Raw genomic sequence first — 22,540 nt, 5'->3', positions numbered from 1 at the left:
GGTCACCCCGTTCACGTCGTCCGACACGGACGTGCCCTCGGCCGACTCCTTCCAGAAGGCCAGGACGGCCTCGACGTCGTCGGGAGCGGCCGGACTCGGGCTCGCGGCGTGATCGGCAAGACGCCCCCTAGTCGCCCAGGACCTCCGCGAAGTGCGTGTTCACCGCGAGCAGGCCGCCGTCGACGCGGAGGGTCGTGCCCGTGATCCAGGCCGCGTCCCGGGAGGCGAGGAAGGCGACCGCCGCCGCCACGTCCTCCGGGGTGCCGACGCGGCCCAGGGGGTAGACGCGGGTGGCCAGGGCCGTGAGGTCGGCTTCCCGGCCCGCCCAGGCCGTGGTCGCGATCGTGCCCGGGTTGATCTGGTTGACCCGGACCCCGCGCGGCGCCGCGTCGCCCGCCAGGGTGCGGGTGAGGGACGCGAGGCCCGCCTTGGCCGCGCTGTACGCGTGGTTGCCGAAGTCCGCCTCCGCGTTGACCGAGCCGATCGTGACGATCGCCCCGCGCCCGTCGGCCGCCGCGAGGTGCGGCAGGGCGGCGCGGGAGCAGCGGACGGCGCCCATGAGGGTGACGTCGAGCTGGGCGGTCCAGCCCCCGTCGGGCTCCTCCTCGAAGCGGTCCCGGTCCGCGGCGACGGGGGCGAGGGCGTTGTTGACGAGGACGTCGAGGCCGCCGAAGGTCTTCACCGCGTACGCGACGGCCGCGTCGACCGACGCCTGGTCGCCGACGTCGCAGCGCAGCGCCACCGCCCCGGGCAGTTCCCCGGCCGTCTTCCGGGCCGCCTCCTCGTCGATGTCCGTGACGAGGACCCGCGCGCCCTCCGCCGCGAGCCGCCGGGCGGTGGCCGCGCCGATACCGCGCGCCGCGCCCGTGACCAGTACCGCGTACCCCTCGAACCGCTCCCTGAGATCCATGGGTCCATCCCAGCAGATCCCCGCACCTCGTCACGGCGTCCGGTTCGTGATCGTCCGAGGCCGGGGAGCGGGGGCGCGGCGGCGGAGTACGCGCTGGTCACCGGCGGATCCGTGCTCCTGCTCATCGGCCTCCAGGGATCCTCGCTGGGGCTCGGCGTGACCGGCACGATCGCGGCCGTCCTGGTCGGCCTGGTGGCCCTGGCCCTGCTGCGCCGGTTCGGCGGGGCGCTGGTCCCCCGGCAGGTCTTCGGCCGGACGCCCTCCGCGGGCGCGGCACTGGCGACCGTCGGAGCCGTCGTGGTGATGTACGCGACGGTGACGGTGCTGCCGGTGCGGCTCGCCGCGCACGGCGCGTCGACGACGAAGATCGCCGTGATCGTCGGCCTCTCGGCGGTCGGTTGGGTCCTCGGCAGCGCGGTGACCGGAGGCGTCGTCGCCAAGCGCGGCTACCGGCCACCGATGGCCGTCGGCTCGCCGGCGCTGCTGGCCGGCACGGTGTGCAGCGCGACCGGGGCACTCCCCTGGCTCGCCGGGGCCACGGCCGGGCTCGGCACGGGCGCCGTCACCGCGGCGACGCTCGCGCTGCTCCAGGACCAGGCTCCCGCCGAGCAGTTCGGTGTGGCGACGTCCGCCGCGACCATGCTGCGCAACATCGGTTCTGCTGTGGGCGTCAACGGCATCGCCGCCCTGTCCGCCATACTGGTCGCCTCTTCGCACTCCGAGAACGGCGCCTTCTGGGCACTGACCGTCCTCGTCGCACTGACCGTCTTCGCTCCGGCGCTGACCGCGCCCCGGCGGCGTACGACGGTGCACTGACAGCACGCACCCGCTTCGGGGCCTGCGGTCGGCCGGTCCGGCCGCGGGCCCCGGCGTGTGCCAGAACTGATCGGAGGCCCTGGATGACCACCACGACGGAGAGTTCTGCGAGCGAGGGCGCGCCCTCGTCGCACCTGAGCGCGCCCGCGCCACGGAGAGGCAGGTGGGGCCGGATAGGCGGTGTCTCACTGCGGATCCTCTCGGTGCTGTTACTTCTCGACACCCTGTTCCAGGCCGCCCTCGCCGGTCTGTTCGTCACCGGAGACGTCGCCCTGCTGGCCTGGCACGCGACGAACGCGATACTGCTGAGCGTGCTGGCCGTGTTGGTGTGCGTGGCGGCCGTGGTCGTGTGGCGCGCGGCGCGCAGGAGCGGCTGGCCCGCGCTGCTCGGCGTCGTCCTCGTCGCGGCGGTCGGCGTGCAGAACGGCCTCGGCGAGTCCCGGGAGCTCGGCGGGCACATCCCGCTGGGCATGACGATCTTCGGGATCGCGGTGGTCCTGGCGTACTGGTCCTTCACCTCGCCCCGCGCGATACGCGAGGAGGGGTCCCGGTGAGCGAAGCGACGGCACGCGGGTCCATGGGCCGCCGGCGCTTCCTCGGAGCCGCCGCCGGCGCGGGGGTCGCGGCGACCACCGTCGGCGCGGTCGCCTGGGGCCGGCTCACCGGGGAGACCACCGGCACGGTACTGGCCAGCAGGGGCGAGCCCGCCCCGCAGTTCGCGGTGGAGCTCCCGATCCCGCCGACGGCCCGCCCGACCAGCCGTAAGAACGGCGTGGACCACTTCGACGTCGAGCAGCGGGAAGCCTCGGTCGAGATCATCCCCGGGCGCAAGACGACGATCTGGGGGTACGACGGCATCTTCCCCGGCCCCACCTTCACCGGCCGCACCGGTCACAAGGCGGTGGTCCGGGTCCTCAACTCCCTTCCCGTCCCCACCTCCACGCATCTGCACGGCGGCGTCACCCCGCCGGACTCCGACGGCTATCCGACGGACCTGGTGGTCCCCACGAAGCTGTGCGGCCAGAAGCTCCGCGGGGGCTCCCCCGGGATGTCCGGCCACGCCATGTCCGGCCACGCCATGCACGCCCCGGCCTCCGACTGGCACCTCTCGCCGGGCTCCAAGGCCTACGAATACCCCCTGGACCAGCGCGCGGCCACGCTCTGGTACCACGACCACCGGATGGACTTCAGCGCCCCGCAGGTCTGGCGCGGACTCGCGGGCTTCTTCCTCGTCCACGACGACGAGGAGGAGCGGCTCCCGCTGCCCCGGGGGGAGAAGGACGTCCCGCTGCTGCTGTGCGACCGGTCCTTCGAGGCGGACGGCGACTTCCGCTATCCCGCCAAGGACCCCACCTGCACCGGTGAACCGGGGGTGCACGCGGACTACATGGACGGCGTACTGGGGGACGTCCAGCTGGTCAACGGCGCCCCCTGGCCCGTGCTCGACGTCGCGGCCACCCGCTACCGGTTCCGCCTCCTCAACGGCTCCAACGCCCGGCGCTACCGTCTCGCGCTGGAGCCCGGGCCGCGGCAGGGCGTTCCCTTCACCCAGGTCGGCAGCGACGGAGGCCTGCTCGGCCGGCCGCAGGGACTCCAGGACATACCCGTCTCGCCCGGCGAACGCTACGACGTCGTCGTCGACTTCTCCGGCTACCCGGTCGGCACCGAGGTCACCCTGGTCAACACCCTCGGGAAGGACCGGATGCGTCAGGTGATGCGCTTCCGGGTCGTCCGCCGGGAGCGGGACGACACCCACGTACCGACACGGCTCTCGTCGACCGCCGGGGCCCTGGACCCGTCGGACGCGGTCCACGTCCGGCAGTTCGACTTCCGGCGCACCGGCTCGGAGGGCGCGCAGGCCATGTGGACGGTCAACGGACGCCCCTTCTCCACCTCCGAGGTCCTGGCCGAACCCCGCCTGGGAACGGTGGAACGCTGGCGCTTCACCAGCGACTTCCACCACCCGGTGCACCTGCACCTCGCGCACTTCCAGGTCCTCACCCGGGACGGCAAGCCGCCCCGGGCCGCCGACGCCGGCTGGAAGGACACCGTCGACGTCCGCCCGTACGAGGTGGTCGAGGTCCTCGCCCGCTTCGCCGGGCACCGGGGCCGCTACATGCTCCACTGCCACAACCTCGAACACGAGGACATGGCCATGATGGCCAACTTCCGCGTGGTGTGAGCCGTCGGCGCGTCGCGGGCACCCCGTGCTCCGGCGCGCCGGCTGCGCCGCCCCGTTCTCGCGCCGCCCCTCGGCGATCGGCTAGGTTCGCAGTGCTCGTCGAGGGGTGGGGGGATTCATGGGGCAGTTGATCGCCGTGGCGGTCATCACGGTGCTGGCCGTCATCAGCCCCGGCGCGGACTTCGCCATGACCGTCCGCAACAGCTATCTGTACGGGCGGACGGCGGGCGTCCTCGCGGCGGTCGGGATCGCGGCGGGCGTACTCGTCCACGTCACGTACACCATGCTGGGCGTGGGCCTGCTCGTCTCCCGCACACCGGCGCTGTTCACCGCGATGAAGCTGGTCGGCGCCGGGTACCTGGTGTACATCGGGTACAGGACCTTCGTGGCCAGGTCCCAGGCGGACGTGGACCTTTCGGGCGACGCCGGGATGACGAAGGCCGGGGCGCTGCGCACCGGGTTCCTGACGAACGCGCTCAACCCGAAGACGATGCTCTTCGTGCTGAGCACGTACACCCAGGTCGTCAGCGCCGACACCCCGGTCCTCCAGCAGGTCGGCTACGGCCTGTTCATGTCGTTCGCCCACCTGGTGTGGTTCGGGCTCGCCGCCGTCCTCTTCTCCAACTCCGCCCTGCGGGCACGGCTGTTGCGGCGACAGACCGTGCTCAACAAGGTCATCGGGACCGTGCTCGTCGGGCTCGGGATGGCGCTGGCGCTGACGCCCGCCATGGCCTGACGCCGTCAGTCCGTGGACACCCGCTCGACGCGCGGTTCCGCGATCGACCGGTAGTCCTCGGCCGAGAGGGCGAGCGAGCGGTCGAGCCGGGCCGCGTTGAAGTAGAACTCCTCGTGCGCCAGGAGGTCCGGGTCGACGAACAGGTCGAGCCGTTCGTCGAAGGAGAACGGCAGGATGGTGCCGCTCGGCGAACCCGCGAGTTCCTCGGCGATCTCCGGGGAGGCGAAGGAGACGTACGTGCCGCCGTACAGCGCCTTCACCGCCGCGAGGTCGATCCGCCGGTCGCCGGGGACGACGACCAGCGCGAACCGCTTCTCCTTCTTGCCGATCTTCACCATCGCGATGATGCACTTGGCGGCCTGTGCGAGGTCGTGGCCGCGCAGCGCGCTGACCGCCTCGGTGGCGCCCTCGGGGGCGTGCTCGATCACCCGGTAGGAGGCCCCGCGCTCGTCGAGGAGGGCGAGCAGCTTCCCGTACGTGTCGTGCGCCGTGTCGTCCGAGTCGTGCGCCGTGCCGTTCGTGGAGTCCACCGTCGTCATGCGTCCGCTCCCCTGCAACTGGTCCGTTTCTCCGGTGCCTTGACCCTACGCGTCAGAGCGCCGCCGTCTTCACCGCGCGCACCAGCGCCTGGGCGCGCGGGTCGGCCGTGACCGTCTTGCGCATGCCGTTGGTGACGTACCCGAAGGCGATCCCCGTGTCCGGGTCGGCGAAGCCGAGGGAGCCGCCGCGGCCGGGGTGGCCGAAGGAGGACGGGCCGAGGAGCGGGGAGGCCGGGCCGTGCAGCATGTGGCCGAGGCCGAAGCGCGTGCCGACGAGGAGGACCCGGTCCGGGCCCGCCGACTCCTCCGTACGGGCCAGGGTGAGCGTCGCCGGGGCGAAGAGGCGCTCGGCGCCGTCGACGGGGCCGAGGGCGGCGGCGTAGAAGCGGGAGAGGGCCCGGGCGGTGGCGACACCGGCCGAGCCGGGGAGTTCGGCGGCCCGGTAGACGGGGTCGTTCTCGTCGGGCTTGGGGTCGATGACCCCGAAGGCGCGGCGGGTGAGGGACTCGGGGTCCTGGTAGGCCTCGGTGACGGAGCGCTTGGGGCGGAGCTTGAGCGCGCCGCCGCCCGGCGGGTCGATCTCCTCGACGGGACCGAGCCGGCCGACGCGGTGGGCCTCGGCCTCGGGCAGGCCGATCCACAGGTCGAGGCCGAGGGGGCCGGTGATCTCCTCGGCGACCCAGCGGCCGATGGTGCGGCCGGTGACCCGGTGGACCAGGCCGGAGAGGAGCCAGCTGAAGGTGTGGGCGTGGTAGCCGTGGGCGGTGCCGGGCTCCCAGACGGGCGCCTGGGCGGCTATCGCCCCGGTCGCGGTCGGCAGGTCGACCGCCTCGGCAAGGCTGAGGGGCCGGTCGAGGACGGGCACCCCCGCCTGGTGCGCGAGGAGCTGCCGTACGGTCACCCGGTCCTTACCGTGGGCCTTGAAGTCGGGCCAGTACGTGGCGACGGGGGCGTCCAGGTCGAGCAGTCCGCGCTGGTGCAGCAGCAGGGGGACGGCGGCGGCGACGCCCTTGGTGGCCGAGCGGACGACCTGGGCGGTGTCGGCGGTCCACGGGTCCGTGCCGTCGGCGTCGCGCGTGCCCGCCCACAGGTCGACGACCTTCTCGCCGTCGCGGTGGACCGTGACGGCCGCGCCGCGCTCGCCCCGCTGCTCGAAGTTGCGCAGGAACGCGTCCCTGACGGGCTCCCAGCCCGCCGCCACCGTGCCCTGGACGTCCACGTCCCCACTCCTCACTCGCCGATCCGACTCTCCATGGTGCAACGCGGCCGGTGAGGGGCGGATTCCGGGGGCCGTCAGACCACCGAGCCCGGCACAAAGCCGAACGGCAGCTCCAGGCGGTGCCGGGCCATCAGCTCCTCGTCGGCGAGGATCCCGGCGGTCGGCCCGTCGGCGGCGATGACGCCCTCGCTGAGGATCACCGAGCGCGGGCAGAGCTCCAGGGCGTACGGCAGGTCGTGGGTGACCATCAGGACGGTGACGTCGAGCGTCCGGAGGATGTCGGCGAGCTCGCGGCGCGAGGCCGGGTCCAGGTTGGAGGACGGCTCGTCGAGGACGAGGATCTCGGGCTCCATGGCGAGGACGGTCGCGACGGCGACCCGGCGGCGCTGCCCGAAGGAGAGGTGGTGCGGGGGCCGGTCCGCGAAGTCCGCCATCCCGACCCGGTCGAGGGCCTTGCGGACGACGGCGTCGAGCTCGGCGCCCCGGACGCCGGCGGCGGCCGGGCCGAAGGCCACGTCCTCGCGGACGGTCGGCATGAACAGCTGGTCGTCGGGGTCCTGGAAGACGATGCCGACCTTGCGGCGGATCTCGGCCATGTGCTTCTTGCCGACGGGCAGCCCGGCGACGGTGACGGTGCCCGCGCCGCCGGTGAGGATGCCGTTGAGGTGGAGGACGAGGGTGGTCTTGCCGGCGCCGTTGGGGCCGAGGAGGGCGACCCGTTCGCCGCGCCCCACGGTCAGGTCCACGCCGAAGAGGGCCTGGTGGCCGTCGGGGTAGGCGTACGCGAGGCCGCGCACTTCCAGCGAGGCGGTCATAGGGTCCATCCCAGGAGGCAGATCAGGAGTGCGGAGAGCGGCAGGGCGGCGGCCTGCGCCCACTGGGCGCGGGTGGCGGTCACCTCGTCGATGACCGGCATGGTGCCGGTGTAGCCGCGGCTGACCATGGCGAGGTGGACGCGTTCGCCGCGCTCGTACGAGCGGATGAAGAGCGCGCCGGCGGACTTGGCGAGGACGCCCCAGTGGCGGACGCCCTTCGCCTCGAAGCCGCGCGAGCGGCGGGCGACGGACATGCGGCGCATCTCGTCGGTGATGACGTCGCCGTACCGGATCATGAACGAGGCGATCTGGACGAGCAGCGGCGGCAGCTTGAGGCGCTGGAGGCCGAGGATCAGGGCCCGCAGTTCGGTGGTGGAGGCGAGGAGCACGGAGGCGGCGACGCCGAGGGTGCCCTTGGCGAGGACGTTCCAGGCGCCCCACAGGCCGGGGACGCTCAGCGAGAGGCCGAGGACCGTCGTCCGCTCGCCGGGGACCACGAAGGGCATGAGCAGCGCGAAGGCGACGAACGGGATCTCGATGAGCAGCCGCCTCAGCAGGAAGCCGGCCGGGATCCGGGCCTTCGCCGCGACGGCCGCGAGGAGCGCGGCGTAGAGCGCGAAGGCCCAGACGGCCTCGCGGGGCGTCGAGACGACGACCACGACGAAGCCGAGGACGGCGGCGAGCTTGGTGTGCGGGGGCAGCCCGTGGACGGGCGAGTGCCCGTGCCGGTAGAGCTTGTGCGCGTGCCCCGCTCCCATGTCAGGCCTCCAGGGCGGCGGTCTTGCGGCGGCGCACGACCCAGAAGGCGCCGGTGCCGACGGCGAGGGTGGCGCCGACGCCGATCGCGCCGGCGAGGCCGCCGGAGAGCCGGGGGGCCTCGATGCCCTTGACGCCGTAGTCGGCGAGCGGGGAGTTCGCGGCGGCGTGCTCCTCGACGTTCTTGTCGATGCCCTGGTCGGCGGCGACCTTCTCCAGGCCGTCGGGGCTGGCGGAGGCGTAGAAGGAGACGAAGCCGGCGAGGACGAGGGCGGTGACGACGCCGCCGATCCACAGCTTCTTCGGGGAGCCGCCGGCCGCCGGGGCGGCGGCGGGGGCGGCGTCGACGAGCTCGCCGTCGACGCGGAGCTTGAGCGGAGCGGTCAGGCCGCGGGCGCCGTACACCAGGTCGGGGCGGACGGCGACGACGGCGCCGACGGTCAGCATGGTGATGACGGCCTCGCCGACGCCGATGAGGACGTGCACGCCGACCATGGCCGTGAGGACCTTGGGGACGGGGACGTCGGTGGTGCCGCCGATCGCGTAGACGAGGGTGAAGACGGCGGCCGCGGCCGGGACGGAGACGAGCGCGGCGGCGAACGAGGCCACGGTCACCGAGCGGCGGGTGCGCGGCAGGACGAGGACCAGGCCGCGGAAGAGGGCGTAGGCGACGACGACGGTGACGACGCCCATGACCGTGATGTTCACGCCGAGGGCGGTGAGGCCGCCGTCGGCGAAGAGGATGCCCTGCATGAGCAGGACGACGGCGATGCACAGGACGCCGGTCCAGGGCCCGACGAGGATCGCGGCGAGCGCCCCGCCGAGGAGGTGCCCGCTGGTCCCGGCCGCGACGGGGAAGTTCAGCATCTGCACGGCGAAGATGAAGGCCGCGACGAGCCCGGCGAGCGGCGCGGTCCGCTCGTCCAGTTCGCGGCGGGCTCCGCGCAGGCCGGCGGCGACGGCGCCGGCGGCGACGACACCGGCGGCGGCCGATACGGGGGCGTTGATGAATCCGTCAGGTACATGCACGTTCGAAATGATAGAGCGCTCTTGCGAAGAGCTTGCAAGAGCGCATCGGTCACAGAACCCCGGCGCGTGACCCCGCCCACACTCCCGGTCATCCGCGCATGCGTCGCGCGCCCGCCGGGAAGGAGTGGGACATTGGTAGACAAGAGGACAAAAGGTGAGGAGTCACCATGGCCGCCGTAGACGAACACGTGATCGACGACCATGCCAAGGGGCGGATCATCAGCGACGCCCCCCTCTCCCGCCCCGTCCCCGTGGCCCTGCGCTACGACCCCGAGCACTCCCCCGCGACCGTCCGCTTCGTCTTCCCGGGCGCCGTCGAGTGGTCCTTCCCGCGTGCCGTCCTGGAGACGGGGATGCGCACCCCCACCCGCCGCGGCGACATCGGCGTCTGGCCGTGCGGCCGGGTGCAGACGGTCGTGGAGCTCCACCGGGACGACGGGGTCACGGTCGTGCAGTTCGACACCACCGCCCTGGTGCGCTTCCTGAAGCACACGTACGCCGCCGGCACGTCGTCGATGACGACGCGCTGACGGCGTCCGCGCGGAACCGGCCGGGGGTCAGGCCTTCACGAGGTCCGGCTTCGCGGCGCCGTGCCCGTCCGCGGACTCGACGAGCCCCTTGCCCTCCACGTCCACGTTCGGCAGGATCCGGTCCAGCCACTTCGGCAGCCACCAGGCCTTGTGGCCGAGGAGCGCCAGGACGGCCGGGACGATCGCCATGCGGACCACGAAGGCGTCGAAGAGGACGGCGGCGGCCAGGCCGAAGCCGATCATCTTGACCATCTGGTCGTCCATGCCGATGAAGCCGGAGAAGACACCGATCATGATCACCGCGGCGGCGGTGACCACCCGGGCGCTGTGCCGGAAGCCGCTCACGATCGCCTCGCCGGGCCGCTGGCCGTGCACGTACGCCTCGCGCATCCGGGTCACGAGGAAGACCTCGTAGTCCATCGCGAGGCCGAAGACGACGCCCACCATGAAGATCGGCATCATCGACATGATCGGGCCGGTCTGCTCGACGCCGAAGAGGCCGCCGAGCCAGCCCCACTGGAAGACCGCGACGACCGCGCCGAGGGCGGCGACCACCGAGAGCAGGAAGCCGAGGGCCGCCTTGAGCGGCACCAGGACCGAGCGGAAGACGAGGGTCAGGAGCACGAAGGCGAGGCCGACGACGAGCGCCAGGTACGGCACGAGCGCGTCGTTCATCTTCTGCGAGAAGTCGATGTTCATCGCGGTGGCGCCGGTGACGAGCACGTCGTCGCCCGTGGCGTCGCGGATGTCGTGGACCAGGTCCTCGGTGGCCGTCGAGGACGGCCGGTCCTTCGGGACCACGGTGATCGTCGCGGCGTCGCCGGCCTTGTTCGGCGTCGCCGGGGTGACCGCCGCCCAGCCGTCGAGGCCCTTGATCGTGGAGACCGTCCGGTCGGCGGTCGCCTTGTCGCCGTCCACGACGACGAGCAGCGGGCCGTTGAAGCCGGGGCCGAAGCCGTCGGACAGCGCGTCGTACGCCCGGCGCTCGGTGGTGGAGGTGGGCTTCACGCCGTCGTCCGGCAGGCCCATCTCCAGGGAGGCGGCGGGCACGGCGATCGCGCCGAGGCCGAGGACGCCGACGATCAGCACCATCAGCGGGCGGCGGATGACGAAGCGGGCCCAGCGGGTGCCGCCGTTGGGCTTGTCGCTCGCCTCGGCGCCCTCGGCGCTCTTCGCGGCCTTGCGCTGTTTGCGGCCGACGACCTTGTCGCCCGCGAAGCCGAGCAGGGCGGGGATCAGGGTGAGCGCGATCAGTACGGCGATCACGACCGTGCCGGCGGCGGCGAAGCCCATCTTCGTCAGCATCGGGATGTTGACGACGGCCAGGCCGACCAGGGCGATGACGACGGTGAGTCCGGCGAAGACGACGGCGGAGCCGGCCGTGCCGACCGCGCGCCCGGCGGCGTCCTCCTTCGCGCGGCCCTCGGCGAGCTCCGCGCGGTAGCGGGAGACGATGAAGAGGGCGTAGTCGATGCCGACGGCGAGGCCGATCATCGACGCGAGGATGGACGTGGTGGTGCCGAGGTCCAGGACGTTCGCGAGCGCTGTGACCGTCGAGACGCCGATGCCGACGCCGATGACCGCGGTGAGCAGCGGAAGCCCGGCCGCGACGAGCGAGCCGAAGGTCAGGACGAGCACGATGCCGGCGATGACCATGCCGATGGCCTCGCTCGCGCCCTGCTCCGGCGCGCTCTGGAGCGCGTCGCCGCCGACCTCGACGGTCAGCCCCTTGCCCTGGGCGCCCAGTCCGGCCTGGGTGAGCGCCTCGCGGGTCTCGCCGGTCAGCTCCATGGCGTTGACCTTGTAGGAGACCGAGACGTAGGCGGTGGAGCCGTTCTGGGAGACGGCGTGCGCGGTGTACGGGTCGGTGACCCGGGCGATCTGGTCCGAGCCGGACCTGAGCGCGGCGACGGTCTCCTCGACGACGGCCTTGTGGGCCGGGTCGGTCATCTTCTGGCCCTCGGGGGCCTTGAAGACGACGCGGGCGGTGGCCCCGTCGGCTCCGGCGCCCGGGAAGCGCTCTTCGAGCAGGTCGAAGGCGCGCTGGGCCTCGGTGCCGGGGATCGAGAAGGAGCTGGAGGTGGGGGTGGACGCGGTGGCGGCACCGACGCCGGCGATCGCGAGGAGCGCCACCCAGAGGAGGGCGACGAGCCGTCGGCGCCGGAAGGCGGTGCGACCCAACTTGTAGAGGAACGTGGCCACGGGGGCGTACTCCCGGTGTGAAGTGGGACAGGGCATGGGGAGCCGGCCCGACGGCGTGAGCGGTTCGTCGTCAGGTGGAGCGAACGAGGTGGAGCGGGTTCAGACGCCGAGTGAGGGGAGCACGACGGCGTCGACGTAGGCGCTGAGGAACGCGCGGTCGACCGGCTGATCGTCGATCAGCGGCCGGGCGACGAACGCGCCGATCAGCATGTGCGGGACGAGCTTCAGCGCCGGGTTGCCGGCGTCGACCTCACCCCTGCGGACCGCCCTGCGCAGCACTTCGTCGAGGCCGTTCATCTCGGGTTCGATGAGCAGCTCGCGCAGCGCCCGGTGCAGGTCGGGGTTGGTGTGGACGGCATGGGCCAGGCCCCGCATCAGCGCGGAGTCCTTCTCTATCTGGCAGTCGTCGGTCCTCGCCATGAGCGCGTGGAAGTCGCCGCGCAGGGAGCCGGTGTCGATCTCGGAGAGATCAGCCGGCTTGTTGGCGCGCAGCGCCCGGGCGACCAGCTCGGGCTTGCTCCCCCACTGGCGGTAGAGGGTGGCCTTGCTGGAGTGGGTGCGGGCGGCGACGGCGTCCATGGTGAGGGCGTCGTAGCCGACCTCGCGGAGGAGGTCGAGCACGGCTCCGTACAGCTCGGACTCACGCTCTGGGGTGAGCCTGCTGCGGGCCATGCGGACCTCCGGACCGAACGAAACGGTTTCGTACAGTACGAAGGTACCCCTGCCCCCAGCGAAACGAAACCGTTTCGTACGTGTCCTGGGCCACACCGGGGCGAACCCGCGTACGAGTTGCCTCACCCCCTCAGCGCGGAAAGCATGGGGAGGTGAGTGACGACGTCGCGTATCTCCGTTTCCCGCACCTCCACGACGACCTGCTGTGCTTCGCCGCCGAGGACGACCTGTGGATCGCCCCGCTCGTCCCCGAGGGCCACCGCCCCGGCCGGGCCTGGCGCCTCACCGTCGACCGGACGCGGGTCGGCCACCCGCGCTTCTCGCCGGACGGGCGGCACATCGCGTACACGAACTGGCGCAGCCTCGATCCCGAGATCCACCTCGTCCCCATAGAGGGCGGCACCGCCCGGCGGCTCACCTACTGGGGCTCCACCGACACCCGGGTCTGCGGCTGGACGCCCCCCGACAAGGACGGCCGCTCCGACATCCTCGCCGTCTCCTCGCACGGGCAGCCCTTCTCGTACTACTCCTGGGCCTACACCGTCCCCACCGACGGCTCCCCCGGCCTCCGCCAGCCCTGGGGCCCCGTCTCGGACATCGTCCTCACCGGCGACCCCGCCGTCTGCGGCACCGGCGCCGAGCGCCGCACCCTCCTCCTCACCGGCAAGCCGCCGCACGAACCGGCCGCCTGGAAGCGGTACCTGGGCGGCGCCACCGGCCGCCTCTGGCTCCACGGGGAACGGCTGCTGCCCGACCTCGGCGGCCACCTCGACGCCCCCATGGTCGTCGACGGCCGGATCGCCTTCCTCTCCGACCACGAGGGCATCGGCAACCTCTACTCCTGCCTGCCCGACGGCACCGACCTGCGCCGCCACACCGACCACGACGACTTCTACGCCCGCCACGCCTCCAGCGACGGGCACCGGGTCGTCTACCAGTGCGCGGGCGAGCTGTGGATCGTCGACGCCCTCACCGCCGACTCCCGCCCCCGCAAGCTGGAGGTGCGCCTCGGCGGCCAGCGCGTCGGCCGCCGCTCCTACCAGGTGCCGGCCGCCCACCACGTCGACGCCGTCTCCGTCGACGAGACCGGCCGGGCCTCCGCCGTCTCCGTGCGCGGCAGCCTCTACTGGCTCACCCACCGCGACGGCCCCGCCCGCACCATCATCGACACCCCCGGCGTCCGCGTCCGGCTCCCCGAGATGCTCGGCAGCGGCGGCCAGGTCGCCTACGTCACCGACGCCGAGGGCGAGGACGCCGTCGAGGTCGCCTACCTCCCGCGCGCCAGCGGCGACCGGCCGCCCCGCAGGCTCGCCTCGGGCGACCTCGGCCGGGTCGAGGAACTCGTCTCCGACCCCGACGGCGAGCGGCTCGCCATCGCCTCCCACGACGGCCGGCTCCTCCTCCTGACCGTGTCCGAGGAGGCGGCCGCCGACGCGGGGGCGGAGGGCTCCGACGGCGAGGTGACGGAGCTGATCAGGTCCGTCAACGGGCCCGTCCGCGACCTCGCCTTCTCCCCCGACGGCGACTGGCTGACCTGGTCCCACCCGGGCATCGGCCGGTCCCTGCGCTCCATCAAGATGGCCCGGATCTCCGGCCCCGGCCCCCGCACCGTCGTCGACGTCACCAACGGGCGCTTCGAGGACGAGAACCCGGTCTTCACCCGCGACGGCCGCTACCTCGCCTTCCTCTCCTGGCGCGGCTTCGACCCGGTGTACGACGTGCACACCGGCGACCTGTCCTTCCCGCTCGGCTGCCGCCCCTACCTCGTCCCGCTCTCCTCCGCCACGCCCTCCCCCTTCGCGCTCCTCCCCGACGGGCGCCCGGCGGCCGGCGGCCTCGACCCCGCCGACGACGACACCGAGACCGGCGACGGCACGGTCACCGTGGAGATCGAGGGCCTCCCCGACCGGGTCACGCCCTTCCCGGTCGCCGCCTCCAAGTACTCGGCACTGCACCCGGTCAGCGGCGGCGGCCTGGTCTGGCTGCGCTGGCCCATCTCGGGCGCGCTCGGCGAGACCTTCGCCAACCCCGCCGACACCTCGGGCAAGCCCACCCTGGAGCACTTCTCCATCACCAAGGCCCGCAAGAGCGAACTCGCCAAGGACCTCGACTGGTTCGCGGTCAGCGGCGACGGCACCCGGCTCGTCGTCGCCGACGAGGGCGAACTGCGGGCCGTGCCCGCCACCGAGCCCGGCGACGGCGACTCCACCGTCTACCTGGACCTGCGGCGCATCCTGCACGAGATCGACCCCGGCGCCGAATGGCGGCAGGCCTTCGACGAGGCCGGCCGGATCGTCCGCGCCTACTTCTGGGAGCCCGACATGGGCGGCGTCGACTGGACGGCCGTCCTCGACCAGTACCGGCCCCTCGTCGAACGGGTCGCCTCCCCCGACGAGTTCGCCGACCTGCTCCGCGAGGTGATGGGCGAACTCGGCACCTCGCACGCGTACGTCACCCCCGCCCGCCGCAACGAGGGGCCACCGCACTACCAGCGCCCCATGGGCCTCCTCGGCGCCAACCTCGTCCCCCGGGAAGCCGGTTGGACGGTCAAGCGCATCCTGCCCGGCGAGTCCTCCGACTCCAAGGCCCGCTCCCCGCTCGCCGGCACCGGCATCCGCGAGGGCGCCGTCCTCACCCACGTCGACGGCCGGCCCGTCGACCCGGTCACCGGCCCCTACCCGCTGCTCTCCGGCACCGGCGGCACCACCGTCGAGCTCACCTTCACCCCCGCCGAGGGCGAAGGCCGCGCCCGCCGCGTCGCCGTCGTCCCGCTCATCGACGAGCGCCCCCTGCGCTACCAGGACTGGGTCGCCAAGCGCCGTGCGGTCGTCCGCGAGGTCAGCGGCGGCCGCTGCGGCTACCTCCACATCCCCGACATGGGCGGCTCCGGCTGGGCCCAGTTCAACCGCGACCTGCGCATGGAGGTCTCCCGGCCCGCCCTCATCGTCGACGTCCGCGGCAACGCCGGCGGCAACATCAGCGAACTCGTCATCGAGAAACTGACCCGCCGGATCCTGGGCTGGGACCTCACGCGGAACGCCCAGCCCGTCAGTTACGCCTCCAACGCCCCGCGCGGCCCCGTCGTCGCCCTCGCCGACGAGGCCACCTCATCCGACGGCGACATGATCACCGCCGCCTTCAAGCTCCTCGGCCTCGGCCCCGTCGTCGGACAGCGCACCTGGGGCGGGGTCGTCGGCATGACCGGCCGCCACCGGCTCGGCGACGGCACCCAGATCACGGTGCCGATGAACGCGGCCTGGTTCCCCGAGTACGGCTGGTCCCTGGAGAACCACGGCGTCGAACCCGACCTCGCGGTCCTCCGCACCCCCCTCGACTGGGCCGAGGGCCGACACGCCCAGCTCGACGACGCGGTCCACGTCGCCCTCGCCCTCCTGGACGAGACCCCGGCGGCGAGCCCCCCGGGCTACGAGTCCCTCCCGGACCGCTCCCGCCCGAAACTGCCGCCGAGGCCGTCCTAGACGGTCGCCAGGTCCAGTTCGTACGCGGTGCCGACTCGCCCGTCGAGCGTCACGCTCCCCACCGCCCCGAAGCCGACCCGCCCGAGCACGGCCCTCGACCCCGCGTTGTCGAGGGTCGTGACGGCGGTCAGCCGGCTCAGCCCGTACTCCTCCCGGGCCAGCCGGCACAGCTCCCGCACCCCGGCCGTCGCCACCCCGCGCCCGGTCGCCCGCTCGGCCACCCGGTAGCCCAGCTCGGCACCCCCGTCGGCGACGTCGATCAGGTTGAACCGCCCGAGGATCTCCCCCTCCTCCCCCACCAGCACGTGGAAGTGGATCGTCCCGGTCTCCTGCTCGTCGAGCAGCGCCCGGTGCCGCTCCGCGAAGTCGGTGAAGTACGCGTCCCCCCGGTCGGGCACGGACGCGGCGAAGAACCCCCGGTTCTCCCGCTCGAAGGCGAGCAGGGCGGGGGCGTGATCGGGTCGAAGTCTCTCGAGTACGGCCATGCCGCCACCGTACGAAGATCCGGCGGCGTACGCGCGGGAGTTACGCGACAAGATCCGAATACGGACACGCCTCCCGGGCACGCGCGAAGGCGCACCCGGCATCCCGGGTGCGCCTCCTTCAAGGACGGACGTCAGGCGTCGTAGTCCTGGTCCAGGCGGTCCTGGTCCTCCTGCGGAGACCGGCCCGACTTCTCCCGCTGCTCCCGCAGGCGGTCCCGGCCCTGCTGGGCGCGCTGGGACGCTTCGTCCTTCGCCCCCTGCATCTTCTGCTTCGCCTGCTGCGCCTTGTTCTGCATCTCGTCCTTGATGCCCATGCGGATTCACTCCTAGAAGGGTGTGAGGGAGGCCGGGGGCGGGGTGCCCCTCCGGCCTCGACCAGCCTTACACGAGCGAACATTCCACGCATTTCGATCAGTTACGGAGGGCTACCGCGCGGCGGAACCCTCCGCCCGCGCCTGCTCGTCGGCCGCCCCGCCCGCGCCCACCAGGCCCTTGGAGACCGAGCCCAGGCGCGGCTCGAAGCGCCGCATCTCGCGCTGCCCCACCGAGGCGATCAGGCCCGGCAGATAGCCGCGGACCGACTGCATCCCGCGCAGCCACCACTGGGCGTACACATGGGCCGAGCGCCGCTCGATGCCCGCCACGATCCGGTCGACGGCCGGGCCCAGGGGGTACGTGCGGTTCGAGGGCCACGGCAGCCGCTGCCGCAGCTCCTTCATCACGTCGTCCTGGTCCGCGCCCCGCACCATGTCCGTGTCGGTCCAGGACAGATAGCCGACGCCGACCTTCACGCCCTTGTACGCGACCTCGGCCCGCAGGCTGTGCGCGAAGGCCTCGACGCCCGACTTCGAGGCGCAGTACGCCGTCATCATCGGGGCCGGCGTGATCGCGGCGAGCGAGGCGATCTGGAGGAAGTACCCGCGCGACTCCATGAGGACGGGCAGGAAGGCCCGGCCGGTGACGGCGCCGCCGATGAGGTTGACCTCGATGACCCGCCGCCAGGCGACCGGGTCGGAGTCGACGAACGGACCGCCCGCCGCCACACCGGCGTTGGCGACGACGATGTCGACCTTCCCGAACCGCTCCTTCACCTCCGCCGCGACCCGGGCCATCGCCTCGTGGTCGGTGACGTCGGCGTGCCACCAGTCGGCCTCCGTGTGCAGCCGCCCGGCGACCTCCTTGAGCTGCTCCGGCTCCAGACCGACGAGCGCGATCTTCGCACCGCGCGCCGAGAGCTTGCGGGCGAGGAGCTCCCCGACCCCCCGGGCCCCGCCGGTGACGACCGCGACCTGTCCTTCCAGGCTCGTCCTGCTCATGCTCCTGCCTCCTCGTTCTCCTTGACGCCCAGGTATGTGAGGGTCAGTTCGCGGATCTGCGCGGTGACGGCCTCCGGGGCCTCCACCGGTGTCATGTGGCCCATGCCGGCCAGCTCGACGAGCCCCGTGCAGTGCGGCAGCGCCTGCGCCATCGCGCGGGAGTGGACGGCCGGCGTGAGCCGGTCGGCGGTGCCGACGAGCACGGCCGCCGGCACCCGGAGCTCCCGCAGTCCCGCCTCCAGGTCGAGCCCGGCCAGGACCTGCGACCAGCCGTACCGGGCGCCGCGCGGGCAGGCGTGCACGATCCGCGCACAGGCCTCGACGCGCTCCGGCGCCGAACCCGGTCCCATCGTCGCGTACTTCAGGATCCTCTTCGACACGGCGTTGACCGGGCCGAGCGGCGCCTTCGCGCCGAGGACGGCCGCCGTCAGCCGGCTCCGCAGCCCGCCGGGCCGGAGCGGTACGACGGTGGCCTCGGCGGTCAGCCGCGAGGGTCCCGTGGAGCAGAGCAGGACGGCGGCGGCGTGCTGCCGGAAGCCGGGCCGCCCGGCGGCCGCCATGATCGTCATGCCGCCCATGGAGTGGCCGGCCAGGACGGCCCGCTCGCCGGGGCCGAGGGTGGCCGCGAGCACCGCCTCCAGGTCGTCGGCGAGCGCGGTGGTCGAGTAGCCCCCTGACGCGGGGGCGGGCGACCGGCCGTGGCCGCGCTGGTCGTAGGCGATGACCCGGTGGTCGGCGGCGAGGGACCGTATCTGCTCGGCCCAGAAGGCGATCGAGCAGGTCCAGCCGTGGGACAGGACGACGGCGGGCGCGCCCTCGGGGCCGTACGCCTCGGCGTGGATCAAGGTGCCGTCGGCGGAGACGGCGGTGAGCGCGCGGGACTCGGGCAGCGAGTTCAGGTGCCGGCTCACTGGGCGGCCTCCTTCTTCTTCGGGGGACGGCGGGCCGCGGGCGCGGTCCGGGGGGCGCGGATCACCTCGTACTCGGAGAGGTCGACCTGCCGGGTCTCGCGCCGGAACTCGGCCGTGGTGCCCGGCCACAGGGTGGTGTTGCGGCCGTTGGCGTCGAGGTACCAGCTGTCGCAGCCGCCGGCCTTCCACACGGTCCGCTCCATCCGGGACTGGACCTTGCGGTTCCAGGCGTTCACGGCGGAGGGGCGGACGGCGAGGGCGGCGCGTCCGCCCAGGACGTTCAACTGGCGGAGGTAGTCGGCCATGTAGTTCAGCTGGGACTCGATCATGAGGATCATGGAGGAGTTCCCGAGGCCGGTGTTCGGTCCGATGATCATCATCAGGTTGGGGAAGCCGCCGGCGGTGGCCCCGCGCAGCACCTGGACCCCGTCCTTCCAGGACTCGGCCAGGGTGTGCCCCTCGGCCCCGACGACGCGCTCGGCGATCGGGATGTCGGTGACGTGGAAGCCCGTGCCGAAGACGATCGCGTCGACCTCGGTCTCGGTGCCGTCGGCGGCGACCACGGTGGAGCCGCGGACCTCGCGGAGGCCGGAGGCGACGACGTCGACGTTGGGCTGGGCGAGCGCCGGGTAGTACGTGTTGGAGAGCAGGATCCGCTTGCAGCCGATGCGGTACGAGGGCGTCAGCCTGGCCCGCAGCTCCGGGTCCTTGATGGAGCGCGCGATGTTGGCCTTGGCGAGCCTCTCGACCAGGCCCAGCTCGCCCGGGTGCTTGGTGAAGGCGCCGACCTGGAGCTCGCGGATGCCCCAGAGGAGGCCCCGGCGCAGGGTCGCCGTGGCGGGGAGCGCCCGGTGCAGCCGGCGCTCGAAGCCGCTGATCGCGCGGTCCATGCGGGGCATGACCCACGGGGGCGTGCGCTGGAAGAGGGTGAGCCTGCCGACCTCGCGCTGGATCTCGGGCACGATCTGGATGGCGGAGGCGCCGGTGCCGACCATGGCGACGCGCTTGCCGCGGAGGTCGTAGTCGTGGTCCCAGCGGGCCGAGTGGAAGACCTTGCCGGGGAAGTCGGCGAGGCCCGGGATGTCGGGGATCTTCGGGTCGGAGAGCGGCCCGGCGGCGGAGACGAGGACCTCGGCGCTGAAGGTGCCGCCGCTGGTCTCGATCTCCCAGCGCAGCGCCTCCGCGTCCCACCGCGCCTTCAGCATCTCGTGGTTCAGGCGCAGGTGCGGCCGGATCCCGAAGGTGTCCGTGACGTGTTCGAGGTAGGCGCGGATGTGGCGCTGCCCGGAGAAGGTGCGGGGCCAGTCCGGGTTGGGCGCGAAGGAGAAGGAGTAGAGGTGGGAGGGGACGTCGCAGGCGCAGCCGGGGTAGCTGTTGTCGCGCCAGGCGCCGCCCACGGAGTCGGCCCGCTCCAGGACGACGAAGTCGGTGATCCCCTCGCGGCGCAGCCGGACGGCGGCCCCGATGCCGCCGAATCCCGACCCGATCACCGCCACCCGTACGTGCTCGTGCTTCGCCATGCCGCCTCCCGTGCGCCCGGCCAAGATTCCGCCAGCAATCACTGGCACAGTCGGGACTGTAGAGCAGCTCCATACCGAGCGGTAGGGGTACGGCGAGGGAAAGTTACCGGCGGTACAACATAGGCTTGCGGCTGTGGCAGAAGGATCACGTCCCGAGACGGGCGCACAGGACGACCCGCGCGAGGCGACGAGCGGCGGCGCGCTCGACGACGCACCCGCGCCCCGCGAGTACCGCATGGACGAACTCGCCGCCGCCGCCGGCATCACCGTGCGGACCCTGCGCTTCTACCGCGAGCGCGGCCTGATCCCGCCGCCCCGCCGCGAGGGCCGGATCGCCTGGTACGACGACAACCACCTGGCCCGGCTGCGCACCATCGCCGCCCTCCTGGAGCGCGGCCACACCCTCAACGGCATCGCCGACCTCACCACCGCCTTCGAGAGCGGCCGGAACGTCCGCGAGGTCCTCGCCCTCCCCGCCCCCTCCGAGGAGGAGCCGGTCCGCCTCACCCCCGAGGAGCTCGCCGACCACTTCGCCGGCGAGGTCACCGCCGAGAACCTCGCCGCCGCGCTCGACCTCGGCTACCTCGTCACCGACGGCGAGGAGATCATCCACATCAGCCGCCGGCTGCTCGACGTCTCCGCCGCCCTGGTCCGGGAGGGCGTCCCGCTCGCCGAGGTCCTCAAGGCGGGCGCCCGCGTCCGCGAGCACGCCGACGCCCTCGCCGCGCTCTTCACCGAACTCCTGCGCGCCCACACGGCCGAGGACGACCTGGGCAGGCTGCGCCCGCTCGCCAAGAGCGTGGTGGAGGCCGAGCTGTCGATGGCGCTCGACCGGCGGCTGAACCCCGGGAAACCGGGCTCATGACCGCCTGACAGGTTCTTCAGGAGTTCTTCATCACCTCCGTCCCACGGTCGCCGCACCCACCGAGGAACGGGAGAACCGACGAGGACCGACCGGGTGCTGCCGGCCGCCGCGGCGGCCACCGCCTTCGCGCTGACCGGCTGCGGCGGAGGCGGAGGCGACGAGGAGGACGAGCGCGAAGACCCGCAGCAGCTCGTCCCGGGCGGAAAGGATCTACAGCTCGTAGACGGCGGTCACGGGCGCGTGGTCGCTCCACCGCTCGCCATGAGTGGCAGCCCGCTCGACGTACGCCTTGACGGCCTTGGCGGCGAGTCCGGGGGTGGCGATCTGGTAGTCGATGCGCCAGCCGGTGTCGTTGTCGAAGGCGCGCCCGCGGTAGGACCACCAGGAGTAGGGCCCCTCCTGCTCGGGGTGGAGGGCGCGCACGACGTCGACGTACCCCCCGTCCCCCTCGTCGAGAACGCGTCCGAGCCACTCGCGCTCCTCGGGGAGGAACCCGGCGTTCTTCTTGTTGGCCTTCCAGTTCTTGAGGTCGGCCTCGCGGTGGGCGATGTTCCAGTCGCCGCAGACGACGACCTCGCGCCCGTCGGCGGCGGCGCGGGTCCTGAGCTCCTTCAGGTACGGCAGGAACTCGCCCATGAACCGGTACTTCTCGTCCTGGCGCTCGGTGCCGACCTCGCCGGAGGGCAGGTAGAGGCTGGCGACGGTCACGCCGGGCAGGTCGGCCTCGACGTACCGACCGCTGGAGTCGAACTCGGCGGACCCGAAGCCGATGCGCACGGCATCGGGCTCGCGGCGCGTGTAGAGGGAGACGCCGGCGCGGCCCTTGGCGGCGGCGGGGGCGTGGACGGTGAACCAGCCCTCGGGGCTTCGCACCTCCTCGGGCAGCTGCGCCTCCTCGGCGCGCACCTCCTGGAGGCAGACGGCGTCGGCGGAGGTACCGGCCAGCCACTCGACGAAGCCCTTCTTGGCGGCGGCGCGGAGACCATTGACATTCGCGGAGGTCACGGTGAGCATCCCGGGAGAATACCGACACCCGTGGATCGCACACCCGTACGATCCACGGTATGAACATCCGGCCCACGCCCTATGACCACCCCGACGCCGTCACGCTCGACGACGCGGTGCAGGCCGAGTACGCCGCCCGCTACGACGACGAGGGCGACGTCACACCGCTGGACGCCGCCATGTTCGTCCCGCCCCACGGCCTCTACCTCCTCGCGTACGACCCCGAGGGCCGTCCGGTCGCCACCGGCGGCTGGCGCACCCAGGACGAGAACGACCAGGGTTACGCGGACGGCGACGCCGAGCTCAAGCGCATGTACGTGATCCCCGAGGCCCGCGGCCTGGGCCTGGCCCGCCGCATCCTCGCGGTCCTCGAAGCCGACGCCCGCGCCGCCGGCCGCGTCCGCATGGTCCTGGAGACGGGCATCGCCCAGCCGGAGGCCATCGCCCTCTACACCTCCAGCGGCTACGAGCCCTGCGCCAAGTTCGGCCACTACCGCCACTACCCCACCAGCCGCTGCTTCGCGAAGCCCCTGGGCTGAGACCGCCGCCGCCC

Annotated in this window: 22 protein-coding genes and 1 pseudogene; 8 read left to right on the top strand and 15 right to left on the bottom strand. The window is 73.0% G+C overall.

All coding sequences use genetic code 11. The annotated features are described in order from the left end of the window. Positions 1-63, bottom strand: a pseudogene (locus ABZ318_RS18220) (GNAT family N-acetyltransferase); the annotation flags it as partial. A gap of 64 nt (positions 64-127) precedes the next feature. Next, the gene (locus tag ABZ318_RS18215) at positions 128-910 is read right to left on the bottom strand and encodes an SDR family NAD(P)-dependent oxidoreductase (RefSeq protein ID WP_356903466.1); all 783 of its coding nucleotides are present in this window, start codon (positions 908-910) and stop codon (positions 128-130) included. Between the two features lie 111 nt (positions 911-1,021). On the opposite strand from ABZ318_RS18215, the gene ABZ318_RS18210 reads away from it, so the two are divergent. From ABZ318_RS18210 to ABZ318_RS18195, 4 genes are all read left to right on the top strand, one after another. Beyond that, positions 1,022-1,726 (top strand): MFS transporter, encoded by a 705-nt coding sequence (locus tag ABZ318_RS18210; RefSeq protein WP_356903465.1) that lies wholly within the window; start codon positions 1,022-1,024, stop codon positions 1,724-1,726. A 203-nt stretch (positions 1,727-1,929) separates the two neighbouring features. Further along, positions 1,930-2,280, top strand: a complete 351-nt coding sequence (locus ABZ318_RS18205; RefSeq protein ID WP_356903464.1) for a hypothetical protein — start codon at positions 1,930-1,932, stop codon at positions 2,278-2,280. Then, positions 2,277-3,908 (top strand): multicopper oxidase domain-containing protein, encoded by a 1,632-nt coding sequence (locus ABZ318_RS18200; RefSeq protein ID WP_356903463.1) that lies wholly within the window; start codon positions 2,277-2,279, stop codon positions 3,906-3,908. Before ABZ318_RS18205 ends, ABZ318_RS18200 begins: the two co-directional genes overlap by 4 nt. Before the next feature lie 118 nt (positions 3,909-4,026). Next, the gene (locus tag ABZ318_RS18195) at positions 4,027-4,644 is read left to right on the top strand and encodes a LysE family transporter (protein ID WP_356903462.1); all 618 of its coding nucleotides are present in this window, start codon (positions 4,027-4,029) and stop codon (positions 4,642-4,644) included. A gap of 5 nt (positions 4,645-4,649) precedes the next feature. Here the strand turns inward: ABZ318_RS18195 and ABZ318_RS18190 are convergent, their stop codons facing one another. From ABZ318_RS18190 to ABZ318_RS18170, 5 genes are all read right to left on the bottom strand, one after another. Continuing rightward, positions 4,650-5,183, bottom strand: coding sequence for a YbaK/EbsC family protein (locus ABZ318_RS18190; protein ID WP_356903461.1), 534 nt, complete (start codon positions 5,181-5,183; stop codon positions 4,650-4,652). A gap of 52 nt (positions 5,184-5,235) precedes the next feature. Further along, positions 5,236-6,402, bottom strand: coding sequence for a serine hydrolase domain-containing protein (locus ABZ318_RS18185; RefSeq protein WP_356903460.1), 1,167 nt, complete (start codon positions 6,400-6,402; stop codon positions 5,236-5,238). Positions 6,403-6,476: 74 nt separating this feature from the next. Further along, the gene (locus ABZ318_RS18180; protein WP_356903459.1) at positions 6,477-7,217 is read right to left on the bottom strand and encodes an ABC transporter ATP-binding protein; all 741 of its coding nucleotides are present in this window, start codon (positions 7,215-7,217) and stop codon (positions 6,477-6,479) included. Further along, entirely contained in the window at positions 7,214-7,975 is a 762-nt protein-coding gene (gene cbiQ, locus ABZ318_RS18175) for a cobalt ECF transporter T component CbiQ (RefSeq protein WP_356903458.1), read from the bottom strand. The genes ABZ318_RS18180 and cbiQ overlap by 4 nt, the downstream gene beginning before the upstream one ends. Before the next feature lies 1 nt (position 7,976). Continuing rightward, positions 7,977-9,002, bottom strand: coding sequence for an energy-coupling factor ABC transporter permease (locus ABZ318_RS18170; RefSeq protein ID WP_356903457.1), 1,026 nt, complete (start codon positions 9,000-9,002; stop codon positions 7,977-7,979). 167 nt (positions 9,003-9,169) lie between these two features. Here ABZ318_RS18170 and ABZ318_RS18165 point away from each other — a divergent pair, with 167 nt between their 5' ends. Further along, entirely contained in the window at positions 9,170-9,532 is a 363-nt protein-coding gene (locus ABZ318_RS18165) for an SsgA family sporulation/cell division regulator (protein WP_356903456.1), read from the top strand. 27 nt (positions 9,533-9,559) lie between these two features. Here ABZ318_RS18165 and ABZ318_RS18160 read toward each other — a convergent pair whose 3' ends face one another. Both ABZ318_RS18160 and ABZ318_RS18155 read right to left on the bottom strand, forming a co-directional pair. Further along, positions 9,560-11,734, bottom strand: coding sequence for an MMPL family transporter (locus tag ABZ318_RS18160; protein WP_356903455.1), 2,175 nt, complete (start codon positions 11,732-11,734; stop codon positions 9,560-9,562). A gap of 99 nt (positions 11,735-11,833) precedes the next feature. After that, on the bottom strand, positions 11,834-12,406 hold the full coding sequence (locus tag ABZ318_RS18155; protein ID WP_356903454.1) for a TetR/AcrR family transcriptional regulator: 573 nt from the start codon (positions 12,404-12,406) through the stop codon (positions 11,834-11,836). A gap of 152 nt (positions 12,407-12,558) precedes the next feature. Between ABZ318_RS18155 and ABZ318_RS18150 the strand changes: the two genes are divergently transcribed. Next, positions 12,559-15,885 carry a S41 family peptidase gene (locus ABZ318_RS18150; protein WP_356903453.1) on the top strand — a complete coding sequence of 1,109 codons (3,327 nt, stop codon included), beginning with the start codon at positions 12,559-12,561 and terminating at the stop codon, positions 15,883-15,885. Here the strand turns inward: ABZ318_RS18150 and ABZ318_RS18145 are convergent. From ABZ318_RS18145 to ABZ318_RS18125, 5 genes are all read right to left on the bottom strand, one after another. Continuing rightward, complete coding sequence (locus ABZ318_RS18145; RefSeq protein WP_356903452.1) at positions 15,882-16,370, bottom strand: GNAT family N-acetyltransferase; 489 nt, start codon at positions 16,368-16,370, stop codon at positions 15,882-15,884. The genes ABZ318_RS18150 and ABZ318_RS18145 overlap by 4 nt on opposite strands. 131 nt (positions 16,371-16,501) lie before the next feature. Further along, entirely contained in the window at positions 16,502-16,684 is a 183-nt protein-coding gene (locus ABZ318_RS18140; RefSeq protein ID WP_356903451.1) for a hypothetical protein, read from the bottom strand. Positions 16,685-16,795: 111 nt separating this feature from the next. Then, positions 16,796-17,686, bottom strand: a complete 891-nt coding sequence (locus tag ABZ318_RS18135; protein WP_356903450.1) for an SDR family oxidoreductase — start codon at positions 17,684-17,686, stop codon at positions 16,796-16,798. Further along, complete coding sequence (locus ABZ318_RS18130) at positions 17,683-18,597, bottom strand: alpha/beta hydrolase (RefSeq protein WP_356903449.1); 915 nt, start codon at positions 18,595-18,597, stop codon at positions 17,683-17,685. The genes ABZ318_RS18135 and ABZ318_RS18130 overlap by 4 nt, the downstream gene beginning before the upstream one ends. After that, positions 18,594-20,117 (bottom strand): NAD(P)/FAD-dependent oxidoreductase, encoded by a 1,524-nt coding sequence (locus tag ABZ318_RS18125; protein ID WP_356903448.1) that lies wholly within the window; start codon positions 20,115-20,117, stop codon positions 18,594-18,596. Before ABZ318_RS18125 ends, ABZ318_RS18130 begins: the two co-directional genes overlap by 4 nt. Before the next feature lie 235 nt (positions 20,118-20,352). On the opposite strand from ABZ318_RS18125, the gene ABZ318_RS18120 reads away from it, so the two are divergent. Beyond that, positions 20,353-20,982, top strand: coding sequence for a MerR family transcriptional regulator (locus ABZ318_RS18120; protein ID WP_356903471.1), 630 nt, complete (start codon positions 20,353-20,355; stop codon positions 20,980-20,982). 210 nt (positions 20,983-21,192) lie between these two features. On the opposite strand, the gene ABZ318_RS18115 is transcribed toward ABZ318_RS18120, so the two are convergent. Further along, on the bottom strand, positions 21,193-21,996 hold the full coding sequence (locus ABZ318_RS18115; protein ID WP_356903447.1) for an exodeoxyribonuclease III: 804 nt from the start codon (positions 21,994-21,996) through the stop codon (positions 21,193-21,195). A 50-nt stretch (positions 21,997-22,046) separates the two neighbouring features. On the opposite strand from ABZ318_RS18115, the gene ABZ318_RS18110 reads away from it, so the two are divergent. Then, a complete protein-coding gene (locus tag ABZ318_RS18110) occupies positions 22,047-22,526 on the top strand; it encodes a GNAT family N-acetyltransferase (protein WP_356903446.1) in 480 nt (159 codons plus the stop codon). The last annotated feature ends 14 nt before the right edge of the window (positions 22,527-22,540 follow it).

The sequence above is a fragment of the Streptomyces sp. NPDC006197 genome, from assembly GCF_040613865.1.
Taxonomy (GTDB): domain Bacteria; phylum Actinomycetota; class Actinomycetes; order Streptomycetales; family Streptomycetaceae; genus Streptomyces.
Note: the sequence above shows the minus strand (reverse complement) of the source record. Positions and strands in the feature narration are given on the sequence as shown.